Raw genomic sequence first — 17,540 nt, forward strand, 5'->3', positions numbered from 1 at the left:
ACTGCAAGCACTTTATCGGGAGGATAAATATCCATGCATTCTGGGAAAACGACGTCTGCCGACCGTGAGGTCTTCGTCGAAGAAGAACTCGGTTACCACAAGGCCCTCAAGCCGCGCCAGATCCAGATGATCGCCATTGGCGGCGCCATCGGCACGGGGCTTTTCCTCGGCGCGGGCGGACGGCTGGCGCAGGCAGGTCCGGCGCTGGTCTTCGTTTATGCGCTGTGCGGTTTCTTCGCGTTTCTGGTGCTGCGCGCACTCGGCGAACTGATCATGCATCGTCCGAGTTCCGGTTCCTTCGTGTCCTATGCCCGCGAGTTCTACGGCGAGAAGATGGCCTTTGCGGCCGGCTGGATGTATTGGCTGAACTGGGCCATGACCTCGGTGGCGGATGTGACCGCCGTCGCGCTCTATATGAATTTCTTCAAGCAATATGTTCCGTGGCTCGCCGGTATCGACCAGTGGGTCTTCGCAATGACGGCGCTTCTGGTCGTGCTGGCGATGAACATGCTGTCGGTAAAGGTCTTCGGGGAGCTTGAATTCTGGTTCAGCCTCATCAAGGTGCTGGCGCTTGCGATCTTCCTCGTGGTCGGTATTTATTTCGTCATTTTCGGCACGCCCATCGAAGGCCACGTCACCGGCTTCAGCCTCATCACCGATAATGGCGGCTTCTTCCCGAACGGCATTTTGCCAGCCTTCGTGATCATACAGGGCGTGGTGTTCGCTTATGCCTCCATCGAGTTGATCGGAACCGCGGCCGGCGAAACGGAAGATCCGCGCAAGGTCATGCCCCGCGCCATCCGCGCCGTTGTCCTGCGCCTCGTGGTTTTCTATGTCGGCTCGGTGCTGCTGTTCTCGCTGCTTCTTCCCTACACGTCCTATAAGGCCGGCGAGAGCCCATTCGTCACCTTCTTCGGCTCCATCGGTGTAGAGGGCGCTGACGTGATCATGAACCTCGTCGTTCTGACCGCTGTGCTGTCCTCGCTCAATGCCGGGCTTTATTCCACCGGACGCATCCTGCATTCGATGGCGGTTTCCGGCTCGGCGCCGGCAGCCCTTGCGAAGATGAACAAGAATGGTGTGCCCTATGGCGGCATTGCGGTGACCGCCGTCGTCACGGTTCTCGGTGTGGCGCTGAACGCCGTCGTTCCCGCCTCGGCCTTCGAGATCGCGCTCAATCTCTCGGCGCTCGGCATCATCTGCGCATGGGCCGTCATCGTGCTCTGCCAGTTGAAGCTCTGGCAGCTTTCTGAGCGCGGTGAGCTTGTGCGTCCGGATTTCCGCATGTTCGGCGCGCCCTATACCGGCATTCTCACGCTCATCTTCCTGTTCGGCGTGCTGGTGCTGATGGCTTTCGACTATCCCGTCGGCTCCTGGACCATCGCCTCACTGCTGATCATCATCCCGACGCTCGTCATCGGCTGGTATCTGCTGCGTGACCGCATCTACCGCCTTGCGGACGAGCGTGCGGGAGCATCGCATTGAGCGGGCAGGGCGCAACGCCTCTGGTGGCGGTCATCGCCACCGGCGGCACCATCGCCAGCCGGCGTGGCGCCGATGGTGCAAGCCAGCCCAGCCTTTCGGGTGAGGATCTGCTGGCGCTGGTTCCGCAGATCAACGCCCGGCTGAAGCCGGTCGATCTGATGGCGAAGGATTCCTCCAGCCTGACGCTGGAAGACATGCAGCGCATCAGCGATGCGGTGGGCACCGAGCTTGATGATCCCGCCGTTTTCGGCGTCGTGGTTCTGCACGGAACCGACGCCATGGAAGAATCCTCGCTGCTCGTGCATTTGCAGCAGGCCATCACAAAGCCGGTGGTCTTCACCGGCGCGCAGTTTACAGCAGACCATAAGGACGCGGACGGACCGGTCAATCTGGCCCGGGCCATAGAAACAGCGCTCGATCAGGCGAATGCGGGGAGAGGCGTGCTTCTCTCCTTCGGCGGGCGCTGTCTGCCGGCCTGGGGGCTTTACAAGCTGAGCGCGGACGAGGCGGACGCTTTCCGTTCGGCCCGGCCGCTGGCTGCTACCGCGACGCTGAGGCTTTCCGCCCCGGTAACCGATCAGCGCGTCGATATCGTCGCCATTCATCCCGGCTGTGACGCGACCCATATCGATGCAAGCCTGCAGGCCGGCGCAAAAGGTATCGTTCTTGCCGCGCTTGGTTCCGGCAACGCCAATCCGCGTATCGCCGAAGCCGTGAAGCGCTGCGCGGAGCGCGGTGTTCCCGTCATCGTTACGAGCCGCGTACCGGAAGGACGGCTGGTGGCGAGTTACGGCGGTGGTGGCGGCGGGCATGATCTTGTCGCGGCGGGCGCCGTGCATTCATCCACGCTTCGCCCGGGCCAGGCCCGCATTTTGCTGGCCGCGCTGCTGGCCAATCAAAGTCCGGCGGAAACCATCATTTCCGCTTTCGGTGACAGCCCGCTCTCTTAGAGCATTTCCAGGAAAAGTGGACCCCGGTTTTCCGTCCGGAAATGCGCCAAAACAAAGAGCTAGAGTGTTTTCGCGATTCGAAGAAAAGCGAAAAACTCTAAGCAGCAGCAGCGATGCCCGCGACCGGCGGGCATCGAAATTCCTATAGGATTCCTATTTTATTGTCTCTGTGGCCGTCTCGAACCTTTATGCGGTTCGGGTGCATTCTTCTGTGCGGGAAGGGATGGTGTTCCCTTCTCAGCCAGAAAGAATGAAAAGCGACGTCCCACATGACGGCGCTTTTCTTCCTGTCCGGCTCCTCGATTAAAAAGGAGTCCCATCGATGATGGATGTTGTTCTGATCGGCGCAGCCACGGTGTTTTTCGCCCTCTGCTTTGCCTATACGCGCGCCTGCGACCGGCTTTAGACGGAGGCTGCGATGACATTCGACTATATTTTGAGCGGTGCCGTCACGGTCTTTATCGCCGCCTATCTCACCTATGCTCTCATTCGCCCCGAACGCTTCTGATCGGGAAGCGGCGATTCGAGCGGCGGAGAGAAAACGGAATCGAATCCGCCGCTCTCTCTTTCTGTCCGAGCATCGGATTTTCCGAAAACCGCATGACACTTTTCGGTCCGATGCTTTATTGAAAGTTCAATACCATGACCCTCAATGGATGGTTTCAGGTCCTGCTGTTTTGCGGGATCGTTTTTGCGCTGGTGAAGCCGCTCGGCTTCTATATGGCGCGTGTCTTTAATGGCGAACGCACCCTGCTTTCGCCGGTTCTCGCACCCGTCGAGCGCGGCCTTTATGCCCTTGCCGGAACGAGCGAGCGCGAGGAACAGCACTGGACGACCTATGCGTTCTCCATGCTTCTCTTCAACCTTCTCGGTTTTGCCCTGCTTTATGCCCTGATGCGCTTTCAGGCGGTGCTGCCCTATAATCCGCAGGGAATGGCGGCTGTGGGACCGGAATTGTCCTTCAACACGGCGGTCAGCTTCGTCACCAACACCAACTGGCAGAATTATGGCGGGGAAAGCACCCTGTCCTATCTGACCCAGATGGCCGGTCTCACGGTGCAGAACTTCGTTTCCGCCGCAACAGGCATGGCCATCGCCATAGGCCTGATCCGCGCTTTTTCGCGCGCTTCCGGCAAGGCGATCGGCAATTTCTGGGTGGATATGGTCCGCTCCACGCTCTACGTGCTTCTGCCCCTCTGCATCGTGCTGACCCTCGTTTACGTCTGGCTCGGCGTGCCGCAAACGCTCGGCGCCTATGTGACTGCCCAGACGCTGGAAGGCGCGCAGCAGACGATTGCCGTCGGCCCCGTCGCGTCACAGCTGGCGATCAAGATGCTTGGCACCAATGGCGGCGGCTTCTTCAACGCCAATTCCGCGCATCCTTTCGAGAACCCGGATGCCATTTCCAACATGATCCAGATGGTGTCGATCTTCGCCATCGGCGCGGCCTTTACCAATGTCTTTGGCCGCATGGTCGGCAACCAGCGTCAGGGCTGGGCGATCCTCGCCGCCATGGGCGTTCTGTTCATCGCCGGCGTCGCCGCCACCTATTGGGCGGAAGCGGCCGGAAACCCGCTGATGCACGGTTTCGGTCTTTCGGGCGGCAATATGGAGGGCAAGGAGGTCCGCTTCGGCGTGGCGCTTTCGTCGCTCTTTGCCGTCATCACCACCGCCGCATCCTGCGGCGCGGTCAACGCCATGCATGGCAGCTTCACGGCGCTCGGCGGTCTCATCCCGCTCATCAACATGCAGCTGGGCGAGGTGATCGTCGGTGGCGTCGGCGCGGGTTTTTACGGTATTCTTCTGTTCATCGTCATCGCCATCTTCGTGGCGGGGCTGATGGTCGGGCGCACGCCGGAATATCTCGGCAAGAAGATCGAGGCCAAGGAAATGAAGATGGCGGTTCTGGCCATTCTCTGCCTGCCGCTCGCCATGCTGGTCTTCACCGCCACAGCCACCGTCCTGCCCTCGGCGGTCGCGTCGATCGGCACGGCGGGGCCGCACGGCTTCTCCGAAATCCTCTACGCCTATACTTCGGCGGCGGCCAATAACGGTTCGGCCTTCGGGGGCCTCACAGGCAACACGACCTGGTACAACATCACGCTTGGTTTCGGCATGCTGATGGGCCGTTTTCTGGTGATCATTCCCGCACTCGCCATTGCCGGTTCGCTGGTCACCAAGAAAACGGTTCCGGCATCGGCCGGCACCTTCCCGACGGACGGCCCGCTCTTCGTCGGCCTGCTGGTCGGCACGATCCTGATCGTCGGCGGCCTCACCTTCCTGCCTGCACTGGCGCTCGGCCCCGTTGCCGAACACCTGGTGATGGCGGCAGGCCAGCTCTTCTGAGGTGATGCCATGAACGACAAGTCCCGAAGTAACCGCATTGTTTCCGCCCGCAAAGGCGCTCCCGGCAAGGGGAGCGCCACGCCCGGCGGCTGGTGCGCCTCCAATCTCATTCTTGCGATGATGGCGGCTCTCGTCGCCGCCGTCGTCGCTCTCGAAGTTATCACGGGCTGATCGACCCTCATCGGTCGCCCTGTTTCAAACGCTGGAGCCTCTTCATGAGCCAGTCCAAACAAGCGAGCATCCTCGATTCTCGCATTCTCGTGCCGGCCATTGCCGCTGCATTCAAAAAACTCAATCCGCGCACACTTGCGCGCAACCCGGTCATGTTCGTGGTGGCGACGGTGTCGGTGCTGACAACGGTGCTGTTCATCCGCGATCTCGTCACCGGCGGCGCCAATCTCGGTTTTTCCTTCCAGATCAATCTCTGGCTCTGGTTCACCGTGCTGTTTGCCAATTTCGCCGAAGCCGTCGCCGAAGGGCGCGGCAAGGCACAGGCGGATTCGCTGCGCCGGACCCGTACCGAAACCCAGGCGAAACTGCTGAGCGGCGATGACCGCAGCCAATATAAAATGGTGGCGGGCACCAGCCTGAAGGTGAACGATGTCGTTCTCGTCGAGGCAGGCGATATCATCCCCTCCGACGGCGAGGTCATCGAAGGTGTCGCTTCCGTCAACGAGGCGGCGATAACAGGTGAATCCGCCCCTGTCATCCGCGAATCCGGCGGCGACCGTTCGGCCGTCACCGGCGGCACGCAGGTGCTGTCGGACTGGATCCGTGTACGCATCACAGCCGCCGCCGGCTCCACCTTCCTCGACCGGATGATTTCGCTGGTCGAAGGTGCCGAGCGCCAAAAGACGCCGAACGAGATCGCGCTCAACATCCTGTTGGCCGGCATGACGCTGATCTTCGTCCTCGCCACCGCGACCATTCCGAGTTTCGCGGCCTATGCGGGAGGCTCCATATCGATCATCGTGCTGGTGGCGCTGTTCGTGACGCTCATCCCGACCACCATCGGTGCGCTTCTGTCCGCCATCGGCATTGCCGGCATGGACCGTCTGGTACGTTTTAATGTCCTCGCCATGTCCGGCCGCGCCGTCGAGGCGGCAGGTGACGTCGATACGCTGCTGCTCGACAAGACCGGCACCATCACGCTTGGCAACCGGCAGGCGACCGAGTTTCGCCCCATCCCCGGCGTCTCCGAGCAGGAACTCGCCGATGCCGCGCAGCTTGCCTCGCTTGCCGACGAAACGCCGGAAGGGCGCTCCATTGTTGTGCTCGCCAAGGAAAAATACGGCATCCGTGCGCGCGACATGCAGAAGCTTCATGCGAATTTCGTACCCTTCACCGCCCAGACCCGTATGAGCGGTGTCGATTTCGAAGGCTCCTCCATTCGCAAGGGCGCGGTGGATGCCGTTCTCGCTTATGTTAATGGCGGCGCTTCGCAGCAGGGCAATGTTGCGCTCGCCGTCAAAACCGAAACGGACGCCACCCGCGGCATCCGGACAATTGCGGAAGAGATCGCCAAGACCGGCGGTACGCCGCTCGCCGTCGTGCGCGATGGCAAGCTGCTCGGCGTCGTGCAGCTGAAGGACATCGTCAAGGGCGGCATTCGCGAGCGTTTCGCAGAGCTTCGCCGCATGGGCATCCGCACTGTCATGATCACCGGCGACAATCCGATGACGGCTGCCGCCATTGCAGCGGAAGCAGGCGTAGACGATTTCCTCGCCCAGGCGACACCGGAAAACAAGCTGGATCTTATCCGTGAGGAACAGGCCAAGGGCAAGCTTGTCGCCATGTGCGGCGACGGCACCAACGACGCCCCTGCGCTGGCGCAGGCCGATGTCGGCGTTGCCATGAACACCGGCACGGTGGCGGCACGCGAGGCGGGCAATATGGTCGATCTCGACAGCGACCCCACCAAGCTCATCGAGATCGTCGAAATCGGCAAACAATTGCTGATGACGCGCGGTGCGCTGACCACATTCTCCATCGCCAACGATATCGCCAAATATTTCGCCATCATCCCCGCAATGTTCCTGGTGCTCTATCCGCAGCTTGGTGTCCTGAACGTCATGGGGCTTTCGACGCCGCAGAGCGCCATCCTGTCAGCCATCATCTTCAACGCGCTCATCATCATCGCGCTGATCCCCCTGTCGCTGAAAGGCGTCAAATATCGCCCGATCGGGGCCGGTGCACTGCTGTCGCGCAATCTGGTCATCTATGGCCTCGGCGGCATCATCGTTCCCTTCATCGGCATCAAGGCCATCGACCTCGCCATCACGGCGCTCGGTTTCGCCTGAGGAGTAAAGACAATGTTTAGACAGTTTCGTCCCGCACTGGTGCTCATCCTCGCCACCACCGCCATAACCGGCCTTGCCTATCCTCTGGGGATGACGGGCCTCGCGCAGGCGATCTTTCCTTTTCAGGCCAACGGCAGCCTCGTTGAAAAGAATGGTGCGGTCTTGGGTTCGCAATTGATCGGGCAGGCCTTTGCCAGTGAGAAATATTTCCACGGCAGGCCATCGGCTGCCGGCGATGGTTATAATGCCGCTTCGTCGTCCGGGTCCAATCTCGGGCCGACGAGCGCCAAGCTCATCGACCGTGTGAAACAGGATTACGAGGCCGCAAAGGCCGAAAATCCGGCCGCTGAGGTTCCCGCCGATCTGGTGACGGCCTCGGGCAGCGGCCTTGATCCGCATGTCTCGCCGGCGGCCGCCTATTTTCAGGTTCCCCGCATCGCCAAGGCAAGGGGCATGGATGAGGCAGCCCTGCGCACCATCGTCGAGCGCCATGTCGAAGGACCGGCGCTTGGTTTCATGGGAGAGCCGGTCGTGAACGTGCTGGCGCTCAACATGGCTCTTGACGCAGCCGGCTCATGAACTGAAATGGCTATGGCTTGTTTGCAAGCCATAGCCTCGACCACTGGTGGGTTCAATGCCTGACGATATCAGCAATATGCCGAGCCGACCATCGCCCGATGCCCTGCTGGAAAACGCCCGGCGCGAGGCGCGGGGCCGGCTGAAGATTTTTTTAGGGGCGGCACCCGGCGTCGGCAAGACCTATGAAATGCTGATGTCCGGCCGTGCGAAGCTGGCGGAGGCTGTGGATGCCGTCATCGGCGTCGTGGAAACCCATGGCCGCCGGGAAACCGAAACGCTGGTGCAGGGTTTCGAGATCATCGCGCGCCGGCGTATCGACTATCGCGGTCAGGTGCTGGAGGAGATGAATCTCGATGCCATTCTCGCCCGCCGTCCCGCTCTGGTTCTGGTCGATGAACTGGCCCACACCAATGCCGCCGGCAGCCGCCACCCCAAGCGTTACATGGACGTTCAGGAAATTCTGGCGCAGGGCATCGACGTCTATACGACGCTGAACATCCAGCATGTCGAAAGCCTGAATGACGTCGTTGCGCAGATCACCCGCATCCGTGTTCGTGAAACGGTGCCCGACAGCATCATCGACCGCGCCGACGATGTCGAAATCATCGATATCACCCCCGATGATCTGATCAAGCGGCTGAACGACGGCAAGGTCTATATGCCACGCACCGCGCGGCGCGCCATCGAGAATTATTTTTCGCGCGGCAATCTGACGGCGCTGCGCGAGCTGGCATTGCGGCGAACCGCGCAGCGGGTGGATGAGCAATTGCTCAACCACATGCAGTCGCATGCCATTTCCGGCCCCTGGGCGGCGGGAGACCGGGTTCTGGTTTGCCTCGACCATGGCGGCAACGGTCCGGGGCTGGTGCGTTATGCCCGGAGGCAGGCGGATCGTCTGCGCGCACCATGGACGGCCCTGCATCTCGATACGCCGCGTTCGCAACAATTGTCGGAGGTGGAGAAGGACCGGCTGGCCGGCACCATGCGGCTTGCCCAGCAGCTCGGCGGCGAGACGGTGACCCTGCCGGCGCTCGACCTGACGCGGGAGATCATCTCCTACGCCAACGCCAATAATTTCACGCACATCATCATCGGCCGCCCGCGAAAATCCTGGTGGCAGCGGATTTTTCAGCGTTCGCTGACGCATGATCTGATCGATCATGCCGGCGATATCAGCGTTCACGTCATTTCCGGCGATAAAAAAGAAGAGAAGCCTGGCCATGCCGCGAAGCCGGCCTCGGCGCAATCGCATCGTTCCATACGGCCCTATCTAAAAAGCACCCTGTTCGTCGGTCTGGCGATCGTGGCCGGCATCGTGCTGGATCAGACGCTTGATGTCAGAAACCTGGCGCTGGTGTTCCTGATGGCGGTTCTGGCCGCCGCCGTGCGCGGCGGGCTGGGGCCAGCGCTTTATGCTTCCCTGCTCGGGGCTTTTGCATTCAATTTTTTCTTCCTTGAGCCGCGTTACACCCTGACCGTTCGCGATCCGGAAAGTGTCGTGGCGCTGCTGTTTTATCTTGGCGTGGCGCTGGTCGCCTCCAACCTCACCGCGGCGGTGCAACGGCAGGCTGCTGCCGCGCGGGCAAGGGCGCGAACGACGGAAGATTTGTATCTGTTCTCGAAGAAGCTTTCGGTGACAGGAACACTGGACGATGTGCTGTGGGCCGCCGCCTTCCAGATGGCCTCGATGCTGAAGGTTCGGATCGTTCTGCTTCTGCCGGAAAACAATACGATCACGGTCAAGGCGGGATATCCGCCTGATGATACGCTAGTGGATGCCGATATTGCCGCCGCCCAGTGGGCCTGGGAACATAACAAGGCTGCCGGCCGGGGCGCGGATACGCTTCCTGGCGCCAGACGGCTTTATCTGCCCTTGCGCACCGGCAGCGGTGCCGTTGGTGTGGTGGGTCTGGACGATGACCGGCTCGGGCCGCTTCTGACGCCGGAACAGCAGCGGCTGTTTGACGCCTTGGCCGATCAGGCAGCACTTGCCATCGAGCGGATTCAGCTCGTCTCGGATGTCGACCGGGCAAGGCTTGCGGCGGAAACCGACCGGCTGCGCACGGCGCTTCTGACATCCATCTCTCACGACCTTAAAACGCCGCTCGCGGCCATTCTGGGCTCGGCCGGAACGCTGAAGGATTTTGCCGAGGACATCCCGCCGGATGCGCGGGCCGAACTGCTTTCGACGATTGTTGAGGAATCCGAGCGGCTGAACCGTTTCATCTCCAATCTTCTTGATATGACGCGGATCGGCTCGGGTGCGATGGAGCCGAATTACGGTCTGCATTTCCTGGGCGATATGGTCGGAACCGCGCTTTCGCGCGCGGCGAAAATTGTCGTCAGGCATGAGATCGTTCTGGATATTCCCTCCGACCTGCCGATGCTGAAGGTCGATCCCGTGCTTTTCGAACAGGTTCTGTTCAATCTCATCGACAATGCCGCCAAATACGCTCCCGAACATACCGCCATCGAGATTCGCGGCTGGCGGCAGGGCAGGAATATCTTTCTGTCTGTAGCCGATGCGGGGCCCGGTATTCCACCCGATGATACGGAACGGGTGTTTGACAGTTTTTACCGGGTGCGCAAGACGGACCATGTGCAGGCCGGAACAGGTCTCGGGCTATCCATCTGCAAGGGATTTATCGAGGCCATGGGGGGTTCGATCCGCGCGGAAAACAGGTCGGGTTGCACCGGTGCGCAGTTTACCGTCAGTCTGCCGGTTCCCGCCGATGCTCCGGTGATAGACCATGATTAAGGCACGATCGGCGGCGACAAGCAATGATGCCGCGCAAGGCCGCTGAAGGAGATCGGGAATGACCAATTCCGCCGTTCGTATTCTGATCGTCGACGACGAACCGCCGATCCGCAAGCTTTTGCGCGTCGGGCTGTCGACCCAGGAATATGCGGTGAGCGAGGCGATGAATGCGAAGGTGGCCATGGAGCTGGTCAGTGAGGACAAGCCCGATCTCGTCGTTCTCGATCTCGGCTTGCCGGATATGTCGGGGCATGATCTTTTGGCGAAATGGCGCGGCGAAGGGCTGGCGCTGCCGGTTATCATTCTCTCCAGCCGCACGGATGAGGCGGGTATCGTCAAGGCGCTGGAACTGGGGGCCGATGACTATATCACCAAGCCTTTCGGCATGAACGAACTCGTCGCCCGCATTCGCGTCGCGCTCCGCCACCGTCTGCAAAGCCAGGGGGAGAGGCCGGTGTTCCAGACCGGAGACCTTTCCGTCGATCTCGTCAGGCGCATCGTCAAGGTGGAAGATCGCGAAGTGAAGCTCTCGCCCAAGGAATATGACATTCTGCGGGTTCTGGTGCAGCATGCCGGCAAGGTGCTGACGCACCGTTTCCTGCTGGAACATGTCTGGGACGAACTGACCGACGTGCAATATCTGCGGGTCTATGTGCGCCAGCTTCGCCAGAAAATCGAAAAAATCCCGGATCAGCCGCGCTATATCCTGACGGAAACCGGGGTCGGTTACCGGCTGCAGGAGGTGTGAGGGCACCGCAAGGCGACGCCCTCCGATCATTGTCAGACGGCAGCGCAGATCGACAGGAATTCGTCCACATCGGCCTCGGTCGTCGCGAAGCTGGTGACCATGCGGATCAGCACTTCGTCCTTGCCGACCTTTTCCGGCATGTCGCGCGGCTCCAGCCAGTCGTAGAACTTCGCACCCTTTGCCGTGGCGGCTTCGGCGGCCGCCTTCGGCAGAATGGCGAAAACTTCGTTGGCTTGTGTTGGCCATGCCAGGCGGGCGCTGTTCAATGAGCCGAAACCGGCGCGCAACCGGTTGGCCATGGCATTGGCGTGGCCGGCGAGACCGAGCCACAGATCGTCCTGCAGATAGGCCTCGAACTGCGCGGCGATGAAACGCGACTTGGAAAAAAGCTGGGCGGTGCGCTTGCGCAGGAAGGAAAAGTCCCGGGCGAGCGAAGGATCGAAGAAGACGATCGCTTCCGCGCACCAGCAGCCGTTTTTCGTGCCGCCGAAAGACAGGACGTCGACGCCGCGTTTCCAGGTCATTTCAGCCGGTGTGGTGCCGAGTGCGGCAAGCGCATTGGCAAACCGTGCGCCATCCATATGCAGCGGCAGGCCGTTCTGCTTGGCGATCTTGGATATCGCATCGATTTCGTCGAGCGTGTAGACGGTGCCGGCTTCGGTTGCCTGCGTCATGGTGATGGCTGCGGCGCGACCATGGTGCACGGCATCCTGCGGATAACGCGCAATACGCTCGATCAGGTTCTCCGGCAGCATCTTGCCGTTGGGTCCTTCTACCGCGACCATGCGCATGCCGGAAAAGAAATCCGGGGCGCCGCATTCATCCTCGATCACATGGGCTTCGGAGTGACAGAAGGTCAGGCCGCCGGCGCGGGCAATGCTGGCCAGCGAAAGCGAATTGGCCGCCGTGCCGGTCGCAACGAAAAACACCGCGACTTCGCGTTCGAAGATTTCGTTGAAGCGTTTTTCGATGGAGAGATCGAGTTCGCTGGTGCCATAAGCGGCGGCAAAACGCGTGGATTCCCGCGACAGCCGTTCATTGACGGCCGGATGGGCACCAGCCCAATTGTCTGAAGCAAAAAACATCTCTGAAGGCTTTCCGATAGCTGAGGTTCTGTTCGGGCTGTTCGAAGCGATAACAGGGAAAGTTCTAGGTCGGAACATTGAGCTTGGCAAATCCGGTAATGAAAGCAACGGGTCGGCCTGTTTTGCGACAAGAAAGTTTCGCCCAATAGGTCAGTATCGAAACTTCGCTGCAAATGGGGTTTTCACTAATTGGATTCGTACCCTTGCCAAATTCGCCCGTTTCTGCCAAAATTCTCGTGAATTGAGACAGCTTTGCTGTCCTAAATTTGACCAAGCCGGATGGAATGCGGATTTTGCGGGAAGCAGAAATTCGTGTCGAGCCGGATCTTCGCATGAAACCATGCAAGTAATTTTGCAGGAGGGACAAAAATGACGAACAAGCCGCAGGCGGATATCGCCGCCGCAACCCTGACCACAGACTGTCCCACCGCGGCTGCGGCCGCACCCGTTTCTGCGAAAGCGCGTTTCGCGGGCGGCTTGCCGGAAAGGCAGGGTCTTTACGATCCCGCCAATGAACATGACGCCTGCGGCGTCGGCTTCGTTGCCCATATGAAGGGCGTCAAGTCGCACCAGATCGTCAAGGATGGCCTGTTCATTCTCGAAAACCTCACGCATCGCGGCGCTGTCGGCGCCGATCCGCTGATGGGCGATGGCGCGGGCATTCTCGTGCAGATTCCGGACCGCTTCTTCCGCGAGGAAATGGCGGCACAGGGCGTGACATTGCCGAAGGCCGGAGAATATGCGGTCGGCCACATCTTCATGCCGCGCGATCCTTCCCGCATCGAGCATTACAAGAAGGTCATCGTCGACGTGATCGGCGAAGAGGGGCAGCAGTTCCTCGGCTTCCGCGACGTGCCGGTCGATAATTCCTCGCTGTCGAAGGCGCCGGATATCGCCGCGACCGAACCGCACCATGTTCAGGTCTTCATCGGCGCCGGCCGCGATGCCGCGACCAATCATGATTTCGAGCGCAAGCTGTTCCTGATCCGCAAGGTTCTCTCCAACCGCATCTATGATGAGGGCGGCGGCAAGGAAACGCAGGATTTCTACCCGGTTTCGCTGTCTTCCTCCACCATCGTCTACAAGGGCATGTTCCTCGCCTATCAGGTTGGCGCCTATTACAAGGATCTGGCGGACCCGCGTTTCGAATCCGCCGTTGCCCTCGTGCACCAGCGTTTCTCGACCAATACATTCCCGTCCTGGAAGTTGGCGCATCCCTACCGCATGGTTGCCCATAACGGTGAAATCAACACGCTGCGCGGCAACGTCAACTGGATGGCGGCGCGTCAGGCTTCGGTTTCGTCCGCGCTGTTCGGCGATGACATTTCCAAGCTCTGGCCGATCTCCTATGAAGGCCAGTCGGATACCGCCTGTTTCGACAACGCGCTCGAATTCCTCGTGCGCGGCGGTTATTCCATGGCCCATGCCGTCATGATGCTGATCCCCGAAGCCTGGTCGGGCAACCTGTCCATGTCGGCGGAACGCAAGGCGTTTTACGAATATCATGCCGCGCTGATGGAGCCGTGGGACGGCCCCGCCGCCGTTGCCTTTACCGATGGCAAGCAGATCGGCGCGACGCTTGACCGTAACGGCCTGCGTCCGGCGCGTTATCTCGTCACCGATGACGACCGCGTCATCATGGCGTCGGAAGCCGGCACGTTGCCGGTGCCGGAGGAGCGCATCATCAAGAAGTGGCGCTTGCAGCCGGGCAAGATGCTGCTGATCGACATGGAAAAGGGCGCGATCATTTCCGACGAGGATGTGAAGCACGAGCTTGCCGCCAAGCACCCTTACCGCACCTGGCTCGACCGCACCCAGCTCATTCTTGAGGATCTGAAGCCCGTGGAGCCGCGCGCACTGCGCCGCGACGTGTCGCTGCTCGACCGTCAGCAGGCCTTCGGTTACACCAGCGAAGACACCAAGCTCCTGATGTCGCCGATGGCGACGACGGGTCAGGAAGCCATCGGCTCGATGGGCACCGATACGCCGATTTCGGCCATGTCGGACAAGTCGAAGCTGCTTTACACCTATTTCAAGCAGAACTTTGCGCAGGTCACCAACCCTCCGATCGATCCGATCCGCGAAGAGCTCGTCATGAGCCTCGTCTCGTTTATCGGTCCGCGCCCGAACCTTCTCGATCACGAAGGTGCTGCCCGCGCCAAGCGTCTGGAAGTGCGCCAGCCGATCCTGACCAATGGCGATCTGGAAAAGATCCGCTCCATTGGCCACACGGAAGACCGCTTCGATACCAAGACGCTCGACTTCACCTATGATGTGGAGCGTGGTGCCGAAGGCATGCCGGAAATGCTCGACCGTCTGTGCGAGCGGGCGGAATCGGCCGTGCGTGGCGGTTATAACATCATCGTTCTTTCCGACCGACAGCTTGGCCCTGATCGTATCGCGATCCCCGCCCTTCTGGCGACGGCCGCGGTACACCATCACCTGATCCGCAAGGGTCTGCGCACCTCTGTCGGTCTCGTCGTGGAAACCGGTGAGCCGCGCGAAATCCACCATTTCTGTCTGCTGGCCGGTTATGGTGCGGAGGCGATCAACCCCTATCTCGCCTTCGACACGCTGCTCGACATGCACAAGCACGGCGCCTTCCCGAAGGAAGTCTCCGACGACGAAGTGGTTTATCGCTACATCAAGGCGGTGGGTAAGGGCATCCTCAAGGTCATGTCCAAGATGGGCATTTCCACCTACCAGTCCTATTGCGGCGCGCAGATCTTCGACGCCATCGGCCTTTCCTCGGAATTCGTCGAGAAGTATTTCTTCGGCACCGCCACCTCCATCGAAGGTGTTGGCCTGACGGAGATCGCCGAAGAAACCGTAACGCGCCACACGGCTGCTTTTGGCAAGGACCCGATCCTTGCCAACACGCTCGATATCGGCGGCGAATACGCCTATCGCATGCGCGGCGAAAGCCACGCCTGGACGCCGGATGCCGTCGCCTCGCTGCAGCACGCCGTGCGTGGCAACAGCCAGGACCGCTACCGCGAATTCGCCGGCATGGTGAATGAGACGGCGCTGCGCATGAACACCATACGCGGCCTGTTCAAGGTCAAGTCGGCGGAAGCGCTCGGCCGCAAGCCGGTCTCCATCGACGAGGTCGAGCCGGCGGCTGATATCGTCAAGCGCTTCTCGACGGGGGCCATGTCCTTCGGCTCGATCAGCCGCGAGGCGCATACCACGCTCGCGATCGCCATGAACCGTATCGGCGGCAAGTCCAACACGGGTGAGGGCGGCGAAGAATCCGACCGTTACATGCCGCTGTTGAACGGCCAGCCGAACCCGGAGCGCTCCGCCATCAAGCAGATCGCTTCCGGCCGCTTCGGTGTGACGACGGAATATCTCGTCAATGCCGACATGCTGCAGATCAAGGTGGCGCAGGGCGCAAAGCCGGGCGAAGGCGGCCAGCTGCCCGGCCACAAGGTGGATGCGACGGTTGCCAAGACCCGTCACTCGACCCCGGGTGTCGGTCTCATCTCGCCGCCGCCGCATCACGATATCTATTCCATCGAAGATCTGGCGCAGCTGATCTACGACCTGAAGAACGTCAACCCGGAAGCCGATGTTTCGGTGAAGCTGGTGTCGGAAGTGGGCGTCGGCACGGTTGCGGCCGGTGTCGCCAAGGCGCGTGCCGACCATATCACCGTTGCCGGTTTCGATGGCGGTACGGGTGCTTCGCCGCTTACCTCGCTGAAGCATGCGGGTAGCCCCTGGGAAATCGGCCTTGCCGAAACCCAGCAGACACTGGTGCTGAACGGCCTTCGTTCGCGCGTCGCCCTGCAGGTGGATGGCGGTCTGAAGACCGGCCGCGACGTCATCATCGGCGCGCTCTTGGGCGCGGATGAATTCGGCTTTGCCACCGCGCCGCTGATTGCGGCCGGCTGCATCATGATGCGCAAGTGCCACCTCAATACCTGCCCGGTGGGTGTTGCCACGCAGGACCCGGTTCTGCGCAAGCGCTTCAAGGGCACGCCGGAACACGTCATCAACTATTTCTTCTTCGTCGCCGAAGAAGTGCGCGAAATCCTCGCCTCGCTTGGTGTTACCCGGCTGGACGAGATCATCGGCGCTTCCGAACTGCTCGAGAAGGATGAGATGCTGGCGCATTGGAAGGCCAAGGGGCTGGATTTCAGCCGCATCTTCCACAAGGTCGAGGCCCCCAAGGAAGCAACCTTCTGGACTGAGCGCCAGAAGCATCCGATCGACGACATTCTCGACCGCAAGCTGATCGAGAAGTCCTTGCCGTCGCTCGAAAACCGCGAGCCCGTGGTCTTCGAAGTGCCGATCAAGAACGTCGATCGTTCCGCAGGCGCCATGCTTTCGGGTGCGCTTGCCAAACGTTGGGGTCACAAGGGCCTTAAGGACGATACGATCCACGTTACCCTCAAGGGCACGGCCGGCCAGTCCTTCGGCGCTTTCCTCGCACGCGGCATCACCTTCGATCTGGTGGGTGACGGCAACGACTATGTCGGCAAGGGTCTTTCGGGTGGCCGCATCATCGTGCGCCCGCCGGAAAACACCCGCATTGTCGCGGAAAACTCGATCATTGTCGGCAATACCGTGCTTTACGGCGCGATCACCGGCGAGTGCTATTTCCGCGGTGTGGCTGGCGAGCGTTTCGCGGTGCGTAACTCCGGAGCGGTTGCGGTTGTCGAAGGTGTCGGCGACCACGGTTGCGAATATATGACCGGCGGCATCGTCGTCGTTCTCGGCGAAACGGGCCGCAACTTCGCAGCCGGCATGTCCGGTGGCGTGGCTTATGTTCTCGACGAGAAGGGCGATTTCGCCACCCGCTGCAACATGGCCATGGTCGAGCTGGAGCCGGTTCCGGAAGAGGACGACATGCTGGAAAAGCTGCACCATCACGGCGGCGACCTCATGCACAAGGGACGCGTGGACGTTTCCGAAGACATGACGCGCCACGACGAGGAGCGCCTTTACCAGCTTATCTCGAACCACTTCCATTACACGAACTCGTCGCGTGCCAAGGATATACTCGACCGCTGGAGCGAGTTCCGTCCGAAGTTCCGCAAGGTCATGCCGGTCGAATACCGCCGTGCGCTTGAGGAAATGGAGCGCATGCGCATGGGCGTGGCGGCGGAATAATCCGCCGCATGAGGACACTACACCAACTGGTCTCGCTGATGATCGCGGCCGCCGTTCCCACGGCGATCTATTGGACGAGCGGCGAGACCGGATTTGAGTTCATCGTATTGGGGGCGGCTTTGGGTTTCGCTTACTGGTACTGGGGCCCGACAGGCGCTCCGCTTTGATGTGAGG

Annotated in this window: 12 protein-coding genes; 11 read left to right on the plus strand and 1 reads right to left on the minus strand. The window is 60.9% G+C overall.

What is annotated here, in order from left to right; translation table 11 throughout:
* The first annotated feature begins 33 nt into the window (after positions 1-33).
* The 9 genes from ACIQUH_RS08325 to ACIQUH_RS08365 all read left to right on the plus strand — a co-directional run bounded on the left by ACIQUH_RS08325 (position 34) and on the right by ACIQUH_RS08365 (position 11,166).
* Complete coding sequence (locus ACIQUH_RS08325) at positions 34-1,485, plus strand: amino acid permease (protein WP_400813626.1); 1,452 nt, start codon at positions 34-36, stop codon at positions 1,483-1,485.
* Positions 1,482-2,435 carry an asparaginase gene (locus ACIQUH_RS08330; RefSeq protein ID WP_400813627.1) on the plus strand — a complete coding sequence of 318 codons (954 nt, stop codon included), beginning with the start codon at positions 1,482-1,484 and terminating at the stop codon, positions 2,433-2,435. The genes ACIQUH_RS08325 and ACIQUH_RS08330 overlap by 4 nt, the downstream gene beginning before the upstream one ends.
* 418 nt (positions 2,436-2,853) lie before the next feature.
* Positions 2,854-2,943, plus strand: coding sequence for a K(+)-transporting ATPase subunit F (gene kdpF, locus ACIQUH_RS08335; protein WP_003506089.1), 90 nt, complete (start codon positions 2,854-2,856; stop codon positions 2,941-2,943).
* A gap of 134 nt (positions 2,944-3,077) precedes the next feature.
* Positions 3,078-4,781 (plus strand): potassium-transporting ATPase subunit KdpA, encoded by a 1,704-nt coding sequence (gene kdpA / locus ACIQUH_RS08340; RefSeq protein ID WP_400813629.1) that lies wholly within the window; start codon positions 3,078-3,080, stop codon positions 4,779-4,781.
* Positions 4,782-4,790: 9 nt separating this feature from the next.
* Positions 4,791-4,952, plus strand: coding sequence for a hypothetical protein (locus ACIQUH_RS08345; protein ID WP_400813630.1), 162 nt, complete (start codon positions 4,791-4,793; stop codon positions 4,950-4,952).
* 44 nt (positions 4,953-4,996) lie between these two features.
* Positions 4,997-7,081 (plus strand): potassium-transporting ATPase subunit KdpB, encoded by a 2,085-nt coding sequence (gene kdpB / locus ACIQUH_RS08350; RefSeq protein ID WP_400813631.1) that lies wholly within the window; start codon positions 4,997-4,999, stop codon positions 7,079-7,081.
* A 12-nt stretch (positions 7,082-7,093) separates the two neighbouring features.
* Positions 7,094-7,660, plus strand: a complete 567-nt coding sequence (gene kdpC, locus ACIQUH_RS08355) for a potassium-transporting ATPase subunit KdpC (protein ID WP_400813632.1) — start codon at positions 7,094-7,096, stop codon at positions 7,658-7,660.
* Between the two features lie 55 nt (positions 7,661-7,715).
* The gene (locus ACIQUH_RS08360) at positions 7,716-10,418 is read left to right on the plus strand and encodes a DUF4118 domain-containing protein (RefSeq protein WP_400813633.1); all 2,703 of its coding nucleotides are present in this window, start codon (positions 7,716-7,718) and stop codon (positions 10,416-10,418) included.
* Positions 10,419-10,476: 58 nt separating this feature from the next.
* On the plus strand, positions 10,477-11,166 hold the full coding sequence (locus ACIQUH_RS08365; RefSeq protein WP_127755535.1) for a response regulator transcription factor: 690 nt from the start codon (positions 10,477-10,479) through the stop codon (positions 11,164-11,166).
* A gap of 32 nt (positions 11,167-11,198) precedes the next feature.
* Here ACIQUH_RS08365 and ACIQUH_RS08370 read toward each other — a convergent pair whose 3' ends face one another.
* The gene (locus ACIQUH_RS08370) at positions 11,199-12,251 is read right to left on the minus strand and encodes a low specificity L-threonine aldolase (protein ID WP_400813634.1); all 1,053 of its coding nucleotides are present in this window, start codon (positions 12,249-12,251) and stop codon (positions 11,199-11,201) included.
* Positions 12,252-12,620: 369 nt separating this feature from the next.
* Here ACIQUH_RS08370 and gltB point away from each other — a divergent pair, with 369 nt between their 5' ends.
* Together gltB and ACIQUH_RS08380 are read left to right on the plus strand one after the other, a co-directional pair.
* Positions 12,621-17,366 (plus strand): glutamate synthase large subunit, encoded by a 4,746-nt coding sequence (gene gltB / locus ACIQUH_RS08375; protein WP_400813635.1) that lies wholly within the window; start codon positions 12,621-12,623, stop codon positions 17,364-17,366.
* A gap of 8 nt (positions 17,367-17,374) precedes the next feature.
* Complete coding sequence (locus ACIQUH_RS08380) at positions 17,375-17,533, plus strand: hypothetical protein (RefSeq protein ID WP_374637175.1); 159 nt, start codon at positions 17,375-17,377, stop codon at positions 17,531-17,533.
* Positions 17,534-17,540 lie beyond the last annotated feature (7 nt).

This window comes from Agrobacterium sp. NPDC090283 (assembly GCF_044769685.1).
In the GTDB taxonomy this organism is placed as follows: domain Bacteria; phylum Pseudomonadota; class Alphaproteobacteria; order Rhizobiales; family Rhizobiaceae; genus Agrobacterium.

Coding starts and splice junctions, on each gene's coding strand:
- ACIQUH_RS08370 (WP_400813634.1), bottom strand. CDS start 12,251: ATGTTTTTTGCTTCAGACAATTGGGCTGGTGCCCATCCGGCCGTCAAT.
- ACIQUH_RS08380 (WP_374637175.1), top strand. CDS start 17,375: ATGAGGACACTACACCAACTGGTCTCGCTGATGATCGCGGCCGCCGTT.
- kdpA (WP_400813629.1), top strand. CDS start 3,078: ATGACCCTCAATGGATGGTTTCAGGTCCTGCTGTTTTGCGGGATCGTT.
- ACIQUH_RS08360 (WP_400813633.1), top strand. CDS start 7,716: ATGCCTGACGATATCAGCAATATGCCGAGCCGACCATCGCCCGATGCC.
- ACIQUH_RS08365 (WP_127755535.1), top strand. CDS start 10,477: ATGACCAATTCCGCCGTTCGTATTCTGATCGTCGACGACGAACCGCCG.
- kdpC (WP_400813632.1), top strand. CDS start 7,094: ATGTTTAGACAGTTTCGTCCCGCACTGGTGCTCATCCTCGCCACCACC.
- kdpF (WP_003506089.1), top strand. CDS start 2,854: ATGACATTCGACTATATTTTGAGCGGTGCCGTCACGGTCTTTATCGCC.
- ACIQUH_RS08345 (WP_400813630.1), top strand. CDS start 4,791: ATGAACGACAAGTCCCGAAGTAACCGCATTGTTTCCGCCCGCAAAGGC.
- kdpB (WP_400813631.1), top strand. CDS start 4,997: ATGAGCCAGTCCAAACAAGCGAGCATCCTCGATTCTCGCATTCTCGTG.
- gltB (WP_400813635.1), top strand. CDS start 12,621: ATGACGAACAAGCCGCAGGCGGATATCGCCGCCGCAACCCTGACCACA.
- ACIQUH_RS08325 (WP_400813626.1), top strand. CDS start 34: ATGCATTCTGGGAAAACGACGTCTGCCGACCGTGAGGTCTTCGTCGAA.